The sequence below is a fragment of the Microcoleus sp. D2_18a_B4 genome (assembly GCF_036702475.1).
Classification (GTDB): domain Bacteria; phylum Cyanobacteriota; class Cyanobacteriia; order Cyanobacteriales; family Microcoleaceae; genus Microcoleus.
The window spans coordinates 1-13,941 of sequence record NZ_JAUBTL010000103.1 but is presented as its reverse complement, the minus strand read 5'-3'; the positions used below and the strand labels follow the sequence as shown (position 1 = coordinate 13,941).

Sequence of the window (13,941 nt, the reverse complement as noted above, 5' to 3'; positions counted from 1 at the left end):
AGGGCATAGGGCATAGGGCATAGGGCATAGGGCATAGGGCATAGGACAAAGCCCCCATACCTCACAACGCTTGAGAACCGCTATAGATAGTTATTTTTCACTTTTCACTTGGGGCACTTACTCCCATCCGAATTTCCGAACAAAAAGAAGCTTGTTCCGTACCGTTAGCTTGCTTAACAACGCTAGTCCGCAGCCGCAAATTGGGCATGAGATACCACAGCCTTTCTTCCGCATGGAGGGTGTCTGATTCTGTAATCAATGTCAGCACGTCGTCGCCCATCACGTAGCGGCTGTTACCCTTGTCTTGCAACACTTTGCCAACGCTTGGATTGTCGGGATTAGGTACGATCGCTAGTATTGTAGAACCGATTTGTTTAGCTTTGTCGCGATCGGGAATACCGTCCCAACTAATCCGAACGCTAGTTAGCTTAGTTGAATCCGGGTTAATCGAGTGTTGTTGGCAAAGTTTGACGACTGCTGCATCGCTAGCTGTCAGTATTTCTATTTTGAGGTCGGATTTACCCGCCTGCAATTCCCCAGAATTGAGATTGTGTACGGTACGCTGAGAAAACCATTTACCTGCACTTAACTCGAAAAACTCGATAACATCCATGAAATTTGTCTCTAAAGTCAATACTGCTTTATTTGCGATCGTGACTTGCGCGCTATGCAGTCAGAAACCCGGTTTCTTCCTGCGTACTAGCGGCCAAACCCATGATTTTGTCTAGAAACCCGGTTTAAGAGTGCAAGTCCTTTTCTATATTTTAGAGGAAGGGGGCGCACCTGCAAAGCTTTCTGAGAGCTTTGGGCGAAACAGATTGCAGATGCCGTTGAGGTACGAAACCCAACCAGGGGGACATCTGCCTCGCTGATGCGGCCGACTTGACCGCAAATTAGAGCATCCGCCATTATATTTCGTTAGAAAAAGTCTTTTTCGCAGATTAAATAGGATTACGATACCTGAAATTTTTTAGCTTTGACCGAAAGCATCCAGGATACAAGCCCCCGGATTCATCCGTCCAGAAATAAAAAACTTGTATCCGATGACAGTTGCCCCCGAATTTATCCGTGGGGTCAAGGCTTCAATTCTTTAATCTAAAATCTAAAATCTAAAATCGATTGACTGTGTTGATCGCTAGGGAGCATCTCATATTTGCAAAAATACTTCTTTCTTCTTCCTTCTGACTCTTTTCTCCTGGCTCCTGACTCCTGACTCCTAATTCCAATTTCGAGCTTTGCTGCTTTCATTGAGATGCTCCCTGATCGATCGACCATCATCGCCCCAATACCAGCTATGTTAAGAAAAGCAACGATATATCGGATCTTTTGTCGATCGATCTGTAAATTGGGCGTTGCTGAGTTGAATTATATTAGCGGCGATTTATTGTAAGCGCACTGCTTGAAAATTCTCAAAGCAGACTCCGACTAAAAAACAAGCAATTCATCGAACCATCACCAAACCGAGGACAGCAAGCCCATAGCACATAGCATTCAAATATGTCATGCTAAGTCTAAGAGAAAAGATTCTCGATCGGGCTTTTCGGTAGGGTGCAGCTAGCGATCGCATACATTTAAAGAACACATCCGTAAATTTATGACCGAGTTTAAACAAGGGCTGGATAAAATGCAGCCTGCAGAACAGACGCACTACCTGGGAACCCTGCCAAGTCAGCTAGCAGCGACTTCAGACTCCGAGAAATTATACAGCTTACTAACAGATTACAATTTTATTGAAGCCAAGCTGTCAGCATCGGGAGTACAAGCGCTAATAGAAGATTACGATTTAGCAACAAGTCCCGATATTATCTCAGACCAAAAAGCCGACCAACTCAAATTAATCCAAGAAGCAATTCGGCTGTCGGCCCACATTCTAGCCGCAGATAAAAGCCAACTAGCCCCCCAACTAATAGCCCGCTTGATGCGCTTTGAAAGTCCAGACATTCAAGCCCTGCTAGCACAAGCAAAACACCAAAAAACCCCCTGGCTGCGACCGCTAACGCCCAGCTTTACCCCTCCCGGCGGGAGATTGTTGCGTACCCTCACCGGACATACAGACTGGGTACAAGGTGTAGCAATCACCCCCGACGGCAAGCGGGCAATTTCTGCGTCCTCCGACCACACTCTCAAAATTTGGCACTTAGAAACAGGAGAAGAACTTTCCACCCTCAAAGGTCATCTTACCTACGTCAATGCTGTAGCTGTCACCCCCGATGGCACTAAAGTAATTTCCGGTTCTTGGGACAATACGATTAAAATTTGGGATTTAGAAACAGGACAAGAAATATTTACTTTTGCCGGCGATATTTTTGCCGTAGAAGCAGTAGCAGTAACTCCCGACGGCAAGCGAGTAATTTCAGGTTCTTGGGATGGCAGTATTAAAGTTTGGGATTTGACAAGCAGGGAAGTAATTTTCAACTTCAAAGGTCACAGCAGTTTTGTCCAGTCGGTAGCAGTAACTCCTGATAGCAAACGGTTAATTTCTGGGTCGGGAGACAATAGCATTAAAGTCTGGAACCTAGAAACCGGAAAAGAACTTTTTACTCTTACGGGTCATGAAGACTGGGTAAAAAGTGTAGCAGTTACTCCCGACGGCGAAAAAATAATTTCTGGGAGTTACGACGGAACTGTTCAAGTCTGGAGTTTGCCCGAACAAAAGCAACTTTTCACTTTAGGAAAACACGGCAGTTTTGTTCAAGCTGTAGCAGTCAGTCCCGACGGCAAACGGGTAATTTCGGCTTCCGGCGACAAAACGCTAAAAGTTTGGAATCTCGAAACAAAAGAAGAACTTTCCACTTTTACCAATCACATCGCCCCAGTTAATGCTGTGGCTGTTACCCCCGACGGCAAGCGGATAGTTTCTGGTTCCTCTGACAAAACTCTCAAAGTTTGGCACTTAGAAATAGGGAAAGAAAATTTATCATTTGCACGTCACGATGACTGGGTAAATGCTGTAGCAGTAACGGCGGACGGTACTAAAGCGATTTCCGGTTCGGGAGACAACAGCCTTAAAGTATGGAATCTCAAAAACGGACAGGAAATTTTTACAATTCGGGGACATCAAGATTGGGTAAAAGCGATCGCAATAACAGCGGATAGCAAGCGAGTAGTTTCGGGTTCTGGCGACAAAACTGTGAAAGTTTGGAATCTAGAAACCGGAAAGGAAATCTTTACTTTCACGGGTCATACAGACTGGGTGAATTCTGTGGCAGTGACTGCGGACGGAACGATGGCGATTTCGGGTTCGACAGACACAACTATAAAAGTTTGGAGTTTGGAAACAGGAGAGGAACTTTTTACTTTTACAGGTCATGAAGACGGGATAAAATCTGTTGCAGTTACTCCTGACGACAATCGGGTAATTTCTGCTTCCAGTGACAACACTCTCAAAGTTTGGAGTTTGGGGAAAGAAAAGAATATTTTTGCTCATTTGTGGAATGTAGGAGTAAAAAATCAACTTTTCACTCTCAAAGGTCATGAGAGTTGGGTGAATGCTGTGGCAGTTACAGAAGATGGAAAATGTGCAATTTCTGGGGGGCGAGAAACAACTTTGAAAGTGTGGAATTTGCTAAGTAGAAAGGAAGTTTTTACTCTAGCGGGTCATGCCGATACGATAACATCCGTGGCGACTAGGGGAAATAAAGCGATTTCTGTTTCGGATGACAATACTCTGAAAGTTTGGGATTTGTTGAGTCGAAAAGTAGTTGCTAGTTTCACGGGAGATAGTGCTTTGAAAGCTTGCGCTATTGCGCCGGATGGGGTGACAATCGTAGTAGCGGAAGCTTCGGGACAGGTGCATTTTTTGAGGTTAGAAGAGGGGAAAGAGTCATTAGTCATTAGTCATTAGTCATTAGTCATTAGTCATTATGCCGATCGCACTTTTGCTAAAATTTAAAAGTGCGATCGGTCTTTTCCCAGTCTAGTTTATAATTCTTCTGGGTCAATTCCCATCGATCGCAGTCTTTCTGCCAGTAAAGCAGCCCGCTGTTCGGCTTGTTCTGCACGCTGTTCGGCTTGTTCTGCCCGCAGTCGTTCTTGTTCTGCCCGCTGTTGGGCTTGTTCCAAGCTGCGAGAAACCTCCTCATAACTTGCAAACGGTTCGCCGTCAGGGCGATAAATTTGCAACTCTTCACCCGACAAATCAAAGCGAATTCCCAGTCGGGGACTGACCCAATTTTCGATCGCATCAATTACGTCCAAACGCCCCTGTGAACGCATCCAACCGCTGAAATCGTTGCGTTCCGGGTCGTACAGGTAATATTCCTCTACCCCGTGGCGATCGTAAAATACCTGTTTTTTATTCATTTCTGTTAGCCTGTTACCGGGAGAAAGAATTTCAAACACTACTTGGGGCGCGATATTTTCTTCTTCCCACTGCTTGTAAGAACCCCTATCTCCTTTCGGTCTCCCGAAGACTACCATCACATCCGGGTCGACGCGAATCTTGTTATCTCCTTCGACAGGATACCACAGCAAATCCCCCGCGACAAATACATTCGGGTCATAGGCAAAAAGCCACGCTAAATTTTGTTGGATGATGAGTATCCAGCGAAATTGTTTAGTAGTGTCTGAGATGGGTTGACCGTCGCTGTCGGGGTAAATTACATCAGGTTTTTGAGGGGATTGGATTTGAGTTACCATAACAGTTGTCCGAGGTTAGGGACTGTTTAATTTAATTTTAGCTTGTGGGAAATGTGAGAAGTGCGATGCCCTGCGGGATAGCTACGCTTCACGACCTTTCTCAATAGAATAACCTATGCCTTTTTCTCTTTTGTCTCACTCTCTTCTCTTCCTCTGCGCCCTCTGCGCCCTCTGCGGTTCATTAAAAAAAATCTCACTCAGCAGCGAAAATAGGGCAGACACCGCCCGCCCTACAAAACTACTTCCTCAGCAACTTAACCCCGCGAATCGAATAATCCAAAAGCTCGATCGGGTGCATCAAAGTAACTGCCTTTCCCTGCAACTCCAAATGCTTCTTAATTTGCAAAGAACAACCCGGATTAGAAGAAGCAATCAACTCCGCCCCAGTATTCAGCAAATTCTCCACCTTTTGCACTCCCAATTCATCAGCAATCTCCGGCTGAAGCATATTGTAAACCCCCGCACTTCCACAGCACAAAGCCGCATCAATAGGCTCTTTTAACTTCACCCCAGGGATTTGTTGCAGCAACTGACGCGGCTGCAAACTAATCTTTTGCCCGTGCAACAAATGACAAGCATCCTGATAAACAATTGTCAAATCTCCGTCAATCAAAGGATTAAGTTTTGCCGTAATTCCCGCACTTGCCAAAAACTCTTGCACGTCCTTAACATTAGCCGCAAAATTTTCAGCTTTCTCGCGATATTGCGGGTCATCTGCTAAAATGTGACCGTATTCTTTCAAAGTGTGACCGCATCCAGCAGCGTTGATAATCACAAAATCAACGCCAGTATTTTCAAAGCTATCAATCATTTGTCTCGCCAAAGCTTTCGCCTGTTCCGCTTGGCCTTGGTGTTCCGGCAAAGCAGCACAGCATCCCTGACTTTTAGGAACCACAACCTCGCAACCGTTAGCCGTCAAAACTCTCACCGTAGCTTCATTAACTGGCGAAAATAACAGCCGCTGCACGCAGCCTAAAATCACGCCGACTCGATAGCGTTTCTCTCCTTGTGCGGGAATTACCTCTGGTAAATTATCCCGGAAAGAATCGACAGTAACTTTCGGCAAAATTGATTCCATCGCCGCCAAGCGAGGAAAGACTTTTTTCAGCAAACCTGTTTTGCGGACAAGTTTTGGCAGTCCTAATTTTTGATAAATAAACAGCGGTACCAGCAAAGGCCGCAATCTGTGAGGATAAGGGAAGAGATTAAAAATCAGAGTACGAATTACATTGTCAGAAAAAGTGCGTTCCTGATTTCTAGTAACTTGGTGGCGAGTTGCGGAAATTAATTTGTCGTACTGAACTCCAGACGGACAAGTTGTAACGCAGGCCAAACAGCCCAAACAAGTATCGAAATGCTGCGAGGTTGCTTCGTTTAAAGGTGCGTCGCCTTCGTTAATTGCATCCATTAAATAAATGCGGCCTCTGGGCGAATCCATTTCTTTGCCAAGTACGCGATAACTCGGACAAGTTGACAAACAAAAGCCGCAGTGTACGCAAGTATCGATTAATTTCGGATCTGGCGGATTGTTGGCGTCGAAACCTGGGATTTCGAGGGTTTGTAAGTGGGGATTTTGTGCTAGAAAATTGCTTTCTTTGGCAGGTCTTAAATCGTCGCTGGGAACTGGAGATTTTTCTGAAGTTTGCATATATGGGAGAAGAAGGAAGAAGGAAGAAGGAAGAAGGAAGATGGAAGAAGAAAGATGGAAGAAGGAAGAAGAAAAAAAATTAGTTATCTAGGAGAGAATTCAGAAGCAATCGACCGCATGGATAAAGTGCAATTAAGAACTTCCTAAACGTCCCAACAAACACTTCTCTTCTTTTCTCTTCCTTCGCGGTCTTCGCGCCTTCGCGGTTCGTTAAAAAACAAATCTGCTTCACAAATGAATTAGACCTAGATTCAAGAAAGACCGAACTCCTGACTACAAACTTTAAACTAAATACCGCTTATAAAACGATCGGGACTCAAAAGATTTTCCGGGTCAAACTGCTGTTTGATCCGGCGCATTAAATCGATCGCACTTCCATTATAGCCCCAAACATCTAACTGTTGCTTGAGGTCGGTCGGCGCTGCTAAAACAGTCAGAAAACCGCCTTTAGCTTCGCACCCTCTGCGTACCTGCAACAGCGTGTCTGCAGTCGCAGTCTCAAACCGCAAAACCCCCAAACCGCTGCCTGCATGAATCAAAGCGTCCTGTACCGGCAATTCGTTAATTGCCCTTACAGCTTCCGACGGTCTGATTCCTATTTTGCAAATAATTGCCGACTTTGTGCCAGAATCCCACATTGTTTCTGGCAATCTTTGCCATAACTGATCCTCATCATTTTCGCCGCAGCTAGTGCCTTGCAAACCCAATTTTTCGCCAACTTCCAGCAAGCGGGCTGATTGTTGTTTAACACTTTCTGCGATACTTTGAAATCTGACGATTAATCCCGTGCCCTTTCCTAAGCCTAATTTTGCCACTAATTCAGGTGACAGCAAATCAACGGCACTTGGTGTCAAAGCAGAGGATAATAAGATTTGAGCCGTTTGGGACAAAGCATTAATTTCCCCTGTCAGCACTACGGTTCCCGATGATTCAGGCAGCGGATAAACTCGGAAAGTTACTTGACTTATGACGCCCAAAGTGCCGTAAGCACCAGTAAACAGTTTCATCAAGTCGTAACCGGCGACATTTTTAACAACTCGACCCCCGGCTACCGCAATTTTACCGTCCGATCGCACAAAGGTAATTCCCAATAGCAAATCTCTCACCCCCCGATAGCGATGCCGCAAGGAACCCGCATCAGCAGTAGCGACAATGCCGCCCAAAGTGGCCTGTTGCGGATATGCTGGATCGATCGGCAAAAATTGACCTGCCGCAGCTAAAATTTGTTGCAAATCCGCAAACTTCATCCCCGCTTCTGCAGTCACGGTTAAATCGCCCACAGCGTGTTGTACAAGCCGATTGAGGCGCGAAGTGCTGACAGCCACAAGCCCCGCTGCATCAGGAGATACCCTTAAATCCCCCTTAAAAAGGCCCACTTTGACAACATCTTGCTCCCCCCTTTGTAGGGGCGGTGCCCCCGTGCCCGCCCTGGGCCGGGGGGGATCGGAGTCTAATTTAACTAAACCGCCCCAATCAAGTTTGCTGCCGCTGCCACAAGGCAAGACTGCACAGCCATGTTGCTGTGCCCAAGCAATGACAGCCGCCAGTTCTTCCTGAGTATTGGGGTAAACAGTACAATCTATTTTCGTGTCGGGGGCAACTGCTTTTTCTACCCGTTCTTGCCAAAATGGCTCTGTATCTTGCCAGCGACAGATGCCAGCAGTCCCGACAATACTTTCTAATTCTTGTATGCTTACGTAATTTTCGGTAGAAAAAGATTTCATGAAGGTTATGAGACGCCCGGTAAAAAAAATTATCAAAACACTGCCTAAAACCATTAAATATTAATACGGGCCCGATATTCAAAACATGAAGAAACAAATGTCTCAAAACCGAATTTCTCTGGGAATTACCGGTCTCAACGAAGTGATTGGCGGTGGCCTAATTTCTCAACGCTCTTATCTGGTGCGCGGCGGCCCCGGTACTGGCAAGACTACACTGGGCTTTCACTTTTTGGCAGCAGGTGTGGCTCTGGGAGAAACGCCCCTGTTTATTACTTTAGGAGAACCGGAAGCGCAATTGCGGGCCAATGCCACAAGTCTCGGTTTTGATATGGAAGCGATGGCCTTCCTCGATTTGAGCCCATCCTCAGAATTTTTTACCCAAGTTCAAACTTATGACATTTTCTCCCCCTCCGAGGTGGAGCGAGAACCGACTACACAAAAGATTATCGAGCGAGTCGAAGCTGTCAAGCCACAACGGGTGTTTTTGGACGCAATCACTCAATTTCGCTACTTAGCTGCGGATGAGTTTCAGTTTCGCAAGCAAGTTCTGTCTTTTCTGCGGTTTTTGGTGGAAGGGGGGGCGACGGTGGTGTTTACCTCCGAAGGCACTTCAAGTGCTCCCGATGACGATTTGCAATTCATCAGCGACGGGGTAATTTATTTAGAACTGCGCCCTGAAGGACGCGCCCTGACTGTCACCAAGCTGCGAGGCTCCAATTTCCGCAGTGGCCGCCATTCGCTGCGCCTGACTCAGGCTGGTATGGAGGTATTTCCGCGACTGCTGCCGGACAACTTTCAACAGGATTTTGTTGCTGAAGCAATTTCTTCTGGGGTTCCAGAAATTGACGAACTGCTGCACGGGGGACTGGAACGGGGGACTGTGACGGTGATTAGCGGGCCTAGCGGCGTGGGTAAAACGACGGTGGGGATTCAGTTTATGAAGGAAGCCGCAGGAAGGGGGGAGCGATCGGTAGTTTACATTTTTGAGGAGTCAACTTCTACTCTGCTGCAGCGCTGTGAATCAGTTAACATCCCGGTTGGGGCGATGATGGGGCAAGGAAGTCTTTCGGTGATACCCGTGGAACCTTTGCTGTACTCGCCGGATCAGTTTGCCTGTATGGTACGCCATGAGGTGGAGCAGGAAAAGACCCGGATTGTGATGCTTGACAGTATTTCTGGCTATCAGCTTTCGATGCAGGGGCAAGATTTGGTGAACAATTTGCACGCTTTGTGCAAGTATCTGAAGAATATGGGAGTCACCGTTATCTTGATTAATGAGGTAGAAGCCATTAGCGGAGATTTTCGGCTGACCGAGATCGGAATTAGCTATTTGGCGGATAATCTTCTGTTTATACGCTATCTGGAACGCCAACTGCATAATAGGACAGAAATCCGCAAGGCGATCGGAGTAATTAAAAAACGAGTCAGCAATTTCGAGAGAACTCTGCGAGAACTCGAAATTACTCGCTACGGCATCAAAGTCAGCAAGCCGATACGGGGGCTGCGCGGCATTTTGGGTTCGGCGCCGGTGTGGAGTGAGGGGGGAGCGGATGAAGATTGAATCGGGGTTTGTCGTGTTGTTTTTGGGCAATTGCAGCTAATTTTGCAGTCGTGAATCTACTAATGAGTAGAGGGCGCGTCGCGCACCTCACCACTAGCTGTAGGGGGCGCACCGCGCACCTTACCACTAGCCTAACTCCTGGAAAACTTAAATATATTGGTAAATTTGTGTATTTTTCGACTTTTATCGTAATGTAGTTTTCAATTCTATGAAATACAGTAGGGGCACAGGGCACGCGGCCGTGTCCTGTGTCAGATCATCTGTACTTCACTCAACTGAAAACCTATGTAATAGTTCCCCGAAAAGTAAGCTAATACCAGATAAAAAAAGAATCCAACTTTATGCCACCTCCCAACCCATATATAATCACTCACTCCCCAATCTAAAATCTAAAATCTACAATCTAAAATCTAAAATGGTATAACCCGTATTCACAGGAAGCTGATAAATGACTGGCAACTCAATAATTTTAGCCGTAGACCGCAATCAGCGAAACTTGGAACTATTAGCACAATTTCTCAATAAAGAAGGATACCAGATGATCGCGGCTTATAACTTTGAAGATGTTGCACAAGCTATCAGTCAGCCTGCTAGGATCGGGATGGCTTTAGTAGATATTTCTGGTTTCGATCGCCGGATTTGGGACTGCTGCGAACAACTGCGAAATCACCAAATCCCTTTTCTGATACTCTCGCCCAAACAAAGCGCTGCTATTCAGCACGAAAGCCTCTGCCACGGGGCTCGGAATATGTTGGTAAAACCTTTGATCGTGAGAGATTTGCTGGGAATTGTTCACAGCTTGCTAGGAGAACGTGCGTGAGTCAAATTTTATTGCTTGTCGAACAGAAAGAAAATCGCCGATTGTTATTAGAATGGCTAGCAGTTTACTATGAGGTATTGCTGCCAAACTCAACAGAAAATAGTGAGGATTTTTTACCATTTAATCAATCTTTTGACCTGGCGATAATTGACGGTATTTCCCTGAAACGCCACTGGCAATGGGTTGCCGCCCAAAAACAGGCAGAACACCCGGTATGCTTGCCTTTTCTTTTGATTACATCCCGCTCGGATGTAGGGATGGCAACGCAATTTATTTGGCAAAGTATTGACGATTTGATTATCGCTCCGATCGAGAAGATTGAATTGCAAGCGCGGGTGGAGATTTTGCTGCGATCGCGCCAGTTGTCTTTAACTCTTAAATTGTCTCACGACCAACTCGATCGCACTCTGCAAACAGCCCAAGAGCTCAACGAGATGAAAACATCTTTGCTGTACATGATTGCCCATGATGTTCGCAATCCTTTGAATTTCATCATCGGCACTACGCAACTTCTTAGCAAGTACAAGTTGACATTAACAGATGAGAAAAAACAAGAACTTCTCGACAAAACTCAAGCAGCGGCAAAAGGCATAGATTTGTTATTAGATGATGTTTTGCTGCTGGGGCGTGTTGAGTCAGGACAAGCCGGGTTTTGCTTGCTACCGCTAGACTTAGCAAAGTTTTGTAATGAGTTGGTAGGGGAATTTCAGAACAGCCTGAAGTTGAAACCTCAAACCGATCGGGTGACGCTGATTTTCGTGAATCACAGTCAATCGGCGATGGCGTCTTTGGAGGTAAGCTTGCTGCGGCGAATTCTGGGAAATTTGCTGTCAAATGCTATTAAGTATTCTCCCCCAAATACCGAAGTCATCTTTGAATTAAAAGTTACTGAAACCGAGGCTATTTTTTCGGTACAGGATGCAGGAATTGGCATACCTGTCGCAGACCAAGGACGGCTGTTTGATTCATTTTACCGGGCTAAAAATGTCGGTCGCATTCCTGGTACTGGACTGGGGCTGAGCATTGTTAAAAAATGCGTGGACTTGCACGGTGGCGAAATTACTTTGATCAGTGAAGAAGGGGTCGGCAGTACATTTACAGTAACGCTGCCGATCGCACAACCTCGAAACAAGCAAATCTCGCCTGCAACGCCTTAAACTAGATGCAGGCATTATATTGGGATATTCCTCGATGAATTTCACGACCGGGTGAGGCTATACGTGGTAGTGTGACCCTGAGATGTATCCTCAAAACACTGAATAAAACTCTCGCTATTTTACAACGCCAGAATGTGAAGAACCATTAACAGTCGCTGGTCAACTGATGAAATTGAGCATCGTCGTTCCAGGAGCGATCGACGAGCGGGAGAATTGGCGATCGTTCGTCAAAGCTCGATCGCCCTCGTAAAAAATGTTGAAGGCACCCAGAAATCATTAGATACCATACAAAAGTTATCCCGATCTTCCCGACTTTATATTTCTGAAAAAAAGGGGTCGAACAACCGTCACATCTTAGATGATCTGATGAGTATTTTAACACTTTAAAAATGGTCGATCAACTATTTTATGAATTATTGTCGGACTCTTTTTAATGAGCGAGTAGTTATATCATTTCCGGTTACACTCATACATGATGTTGACTGTTGACTGTTGACTGTTGACTGTTGACGCCGTGAACAGTGAACAGTGAACAGTGAACAGTGAACTCGGATTTACTATTCCGATGCTAACGGATTTGATATTAGAGAGTTGGTTGCTGCAGGCGTCTTATACTCTTGTGCCGTAAAATCAATCCACCGTTGAAGATCGATCGGCTGAGCTTTCAGACGGAGAGTCCAACTGTTCCACTATTAATGGTTGAAACCTGATGTCTCCAGGTTCAATCGCCACTCTTCTCCACCAAGCTGGCAACAAGAGCAGCCAAAACTTACCCAAAGACACAGAACGCTGCTCGCGAACAAAAACCAAGGGCAGGAGAGCCGCCACTCGTAAGACGGCTGAGAGGGCAAACACCCCTGGCAAGCCACCGAGATTGGTCAAAGTGGCGATAAAGCCACCAAGGGTGATTCCCATTGCCCCAGTGACACCAGGAACCGCCGCCGCGATCGCAAAGTATATCGACTGATTCAACAGTGGTGTCACCGACATCATCAGATTACCACTGCACAAGTCGATCGCCGCCCACGTTGCACCGCCGATGATGTGCAACAGCGGGAACCACACCCATAGGAAGATTGGAGCCGTTCCACCTTCTAGCCACAGTAGAGGGGTCAGAGCCACCAAAATTCCCACTACTACAAGAATCGGGCGATTCCCAACCCGGTCAGCCAGCTTCCCCCAAAAAACCAGCATCAGTAAGTTAGCACCCGCTCCTAAGCTGTTGTAGAGCGTTACCACACTGACATCTATACTTAGGTTATCCAGCAGATAGAGGTTAAAAAAGGGCGCGCTGACGTTAACGGCAAAGCTCCATACAGCAGAGTAAAGCAAAAACTTTAAAAAATTGGCTTCCTTGAGAAAGCTAAAAATTGTCCCTATGGATGATTTTTCGCCTCTATCTGAATGCGTGACGTGTAGAAGCTTTGGATTCACATCGGTCATAAAGAACTGACAACCTAGACTGATGATGCCAAGCACAATTCCTACAACCAAGATGGCACTGTAACCTTGGAGCCTTCCACCGGGCCAGTTCGATACCACTAGAGCCAGCAACGGCACACCAATGAGATTCGTCAAGCTGACAGCACTATTGCGAAAGCCAAAATACCGCCCGCGCAACCGCTGAGGTACTAAAACCGCCAACCAGCTCAAGAAGGAAGCACGACCTAAAGATTCTAAGACTTGAGTTACCCAGATGATTGCCAATGTCAACTGCACTAGCTGATGTCCAGCGAGCTGAAATGAGCCTCCCAACCAAATGGCTGGCACGATAATCAGCCACAGCAGTCGCGACAGTCCGAAAATCCAGATGGAATACCAGTGGCGGCTCTGCAGTCGGTCTCCTATATAAGCTCCGAACGGTTGGAGCAGATTTACCAGTTGAGGAATGGAGGCGAGCATACCAATTTCGACTGGGCCAGCCCCTAAATCCAGCAAGAAATTACTGAGCAACGCGCCGCCGATGATGCTGTAAAAAAGCGTAGCGAAGACACTCTCCAAAGTTAGCGATCTGAGGCTTAACCGAGTTTCCGGTTTGGAAAGTTTTAGAGGCGGATTGGTCAGAAGTACCGTCTCTGGTAAGGCTATATCCTCTTGGATTTCCTGAAGAGGGAGAGGATTCGTTCCCACTAAGGTGTTATCTTCTTCTTGTGTTTCGAGCATACTGGATAGCCAATAGATGAGCTGCTACGCAGCTTAATTGTATAATATAAGATTAAGTATTTTAAGGAACACAGCCATAGATGCAAGCTAAAAGTCTATACGGTTCAGTTACAACTATTTATTCCTCGGAGATGCCCCTAAATCCCCCTTAAGAAGCTATGCTTTATAAACATCTTTCTTAACAAGAAAGTTGACAAAAGTAACTACTTGTGTAGCGGATATGGGGGCGC

Annotated in this window: 11 protein-coding genes; 5 read left to right on the top strand and 6 right to left on the bottom strand. The window is 46.1% G+C overall.

What is annotated here, in order from left to right:
* Nucleotides 1–97 precede the first annotated feature (97 nt).
* Nucleotides 98–613, bottom strand: coding sequence for a phycobiliprotein lyase (locus QUB04_RS31490; RefSeq protein ID WP_333290600.1), 516 nt, complete (start codon nucleotides 611–613; stop codon nucleotides 98–100).
* Nucleotides 614–1,095: 482 nt separating this feature from the next.
* A complete protein-coding gene (locus tag QUB04_RS31485) occupies nucleotides 1,096–1,248 on the bottom strand; it encodes a hypothetical protein (protein ID WP_333290599.1) in 153 nt (50 codons plus the stop codon).
* Nucleotides 1,249–1,594: 346 nt separating this feature from the next.
* Here QUB04_RS31485 and QUB04_RS31480 point away from each other — a divergent pair, with 346 nt between their 5' ends.
* The gene (locus QUB04_RS31480) at nucleotides 1,595–3,844 is read left to right on the top strand and encodes a beta-propeller domain-containing protein (RefSeq protein ID WP_333290598.1); all 2,250 of its coding nucleotides are present in this window, start codon (nucleotides 1,595–1,597) and stop codon (nucleotides 3,842–3,844) included.
* 77 nt (nucleotides 3,845–3,921) lie between these two features.
* Here QUB04_RS31480 and QUB04_RS31475 read toward each other — a convergent pair whose 3' ends face one another.
* Together QUB04_RS31475 and QUB04_RS31470 are read right to left on the bottom strand one after the other, a co-directional pair.
* The gene (locus tag QUB04_RS31475; protein WP_333290597.1) at nucleotides 3,922–4,638 is read right to left on the bottom strand and encodes a Uma2 family endonuclease; all 717 of its coding nucleotides are present in this window, start codon (nucleotides 4,636–4,638) and stop codon (nucleotides 3,922–3,924) included.
* A 238-nt stretch (nucleotides 4,639–4,876) separates the two neighbouring features.
* On the bottom strand, nucleotides 4,877–6,286 hold the full coding sequence (locus QUB04_RS31470; RefSeq protein ID WP_333290596.1) for a heterodisulfide reductase-related iron-sulfur binding cluster: 1,410 nt from the start codon (nucleotides 6,284–6,286) through the stop codon (nucleotides 4,877–4,879).
* On the opposite strand from QUB04_RS31470, the gene QUB04_RS31465 reads away from it, so the two are divergent.
* Nucleotides 6,281–6,433, top strand: a complete 153-nt coding sequence (locus QUB04_RS31465; RefSeq protein WP_333290595.1) for a hypothetical protein — start codon at nucleotides 6,281–6,283, stop codon at nucleotides 6,431–6,433. The genes QUB04_RS31470 and QUB04_RS31465 overlap by 6 nt on opposite strands.
* Before the next feature lie 140 nt (nucleotides 6,434–6,573).
* Here the strand turns inward: QUB04_RS31465 and QUB04_RS31460 are convergent, their stop codons facing one another.
* Complete coding sequence (locus tag QUB04_RS31460; protein WP_333290594.1) at nucleotides 6,574–8,010, bottom strand: FAD-binding oxidoreductase; 1,437 nt, start codon at nucleotides 8,008–8,010, stop codon at nucleotides 6,574–6,576.
* A gap of 97 nt (nucleotides 8,011–8,107) precedes the next feature.
* Between QUB04_RS31460 and QUB04_RS31455 the strand changes: the two genes are divergently transcribed.
* The 3 genes from QUB04_RS31455 to QUB04_RS31445 all read left to right on the top strand — a co-directional run bounded on the left by QUB04_RS31455 (nucleotide 8,108) and on the right by QUB04_RS31445 (nucleotide 11,548).
* Nucleotides 8,108–9,571: an ATPase domain-containing protein gene (locus QUB04_RS31455; RefSeq protein WP_333290593.1), complete on the top strand. Its 1,464-nt coding sequence runs from the start codon at nucleotides 8,108–8,110 to the stop codon at nucleotides 9,569–9,571.
* 448 nt (nucleotides 9,572–10,019) lie between these two features.
* Nucleotides 10,020–10,391, top strand: a complete 372-nt coding sequence (locus tag QUB04_RS31450; RefSeq protein WP_333290592.1) for a response regulator — start codon at nucleotides 10,020–10,022, stop codon at nucleotides 10,389–10,391.
* Nucleotides 10,388–11,548 (top strand): ATP-binding protein, encoded by a 1,161-nt coding sequence (locus tag QUB04_RS31445; protein WP_333290591.1) that lies wholly within the window; start codon nucleotides 10,388–10,390, stop codon nucleotides 11,546–11,548. The genes QUB04_RS31450 and QUB04_RS31445 overlap by 4 nt, the downstream gene beginning before the upstream one ends.
* A gap of 630 nt (nucleotides 11,549–12,178) precedes the next feature.
* Here the strand turns inward: QUB04_RS31445 and QUB04_RS31440 are convergent.
* Nucleotides 12,179–13,711: an MFS transporter gene (locus QUB04_RS31440; protein WP_333290590.1), complete on the bottom strand. Its 1,533-nt coding sequence runs from the start codon at nucleotides 13,709–13,711 to the stop codon at nucleotides 12,179–12,181.
* Nucleotides 13,712–13,941 lie beyond the last annotated feature (230 nt).

Bases quoted from the DNA above. Each gene is read 5' to 3' on its own strand.
- QUB04_RS31490 (WP_333290600.1), bottom strand. From the start codon at position 613: ATGGATGTTATCGAGTTTTTCGAGTTAAGTGCAGGTAAATGGTTTTCT.
- QUB04_RS31480 (WP_333290598.1), top strand. From the start codon at position 1,595: ATGACCGAGTTTAAACAAGGGCTGGATAAAATGCAGCCTGCAGAACAG.
- QUB04_RS31450 (WP_333290592.1), top strand. From the start codon at position 10,020: ATGACTGGCAACTCAATAATTTTAGCCGTAGACCGCAATCAGCGAAAC.
- QUB04_RS31455 (WP_333290593.1), top strand. From the start codon at position 8,108: ATGTCTCAAAACCGAATTTCTCTGGGAATTACCGGTCTCAACGAAGTG.
- QUB04_RS31470 (WP_333290596.1), bottom strand. From the start codon at position 6,286: ATGCAAACTTCAGAAAAATCTCCAGTTCCCAGCGACGATTTAAGACCT.
- QUB04_RS31440 (WP_333290590.1), bottom strand. From the start codon at position 13,711: ATGCTCGAAACACAAGAAGAAGATAACACCTTAGTGGGAACGAATCCT.
- QUB04_RS31475 (WP_333290597.1), bottom strand. From the start codon at position 4,638: ATGGTAACTCAAATCCAATCCCCTCAAAAACCTGATGTAATTTACCCC.
- QUB04_RS31460 (WP_333290594.1), bottom strand. From the start codon at position 8,010: ATGAAATCTTTTTCTACCGAAAATTACGTAAGCATACAAGAATTAGAA.
- QUB04_RS31485 (WP_333290599.1), bottom strand. From the start codon at position 1,248: ATGAAAGCAGCAAAGCTCGAAATTGGAATTAGGAGTCAGGAGTCAGGA.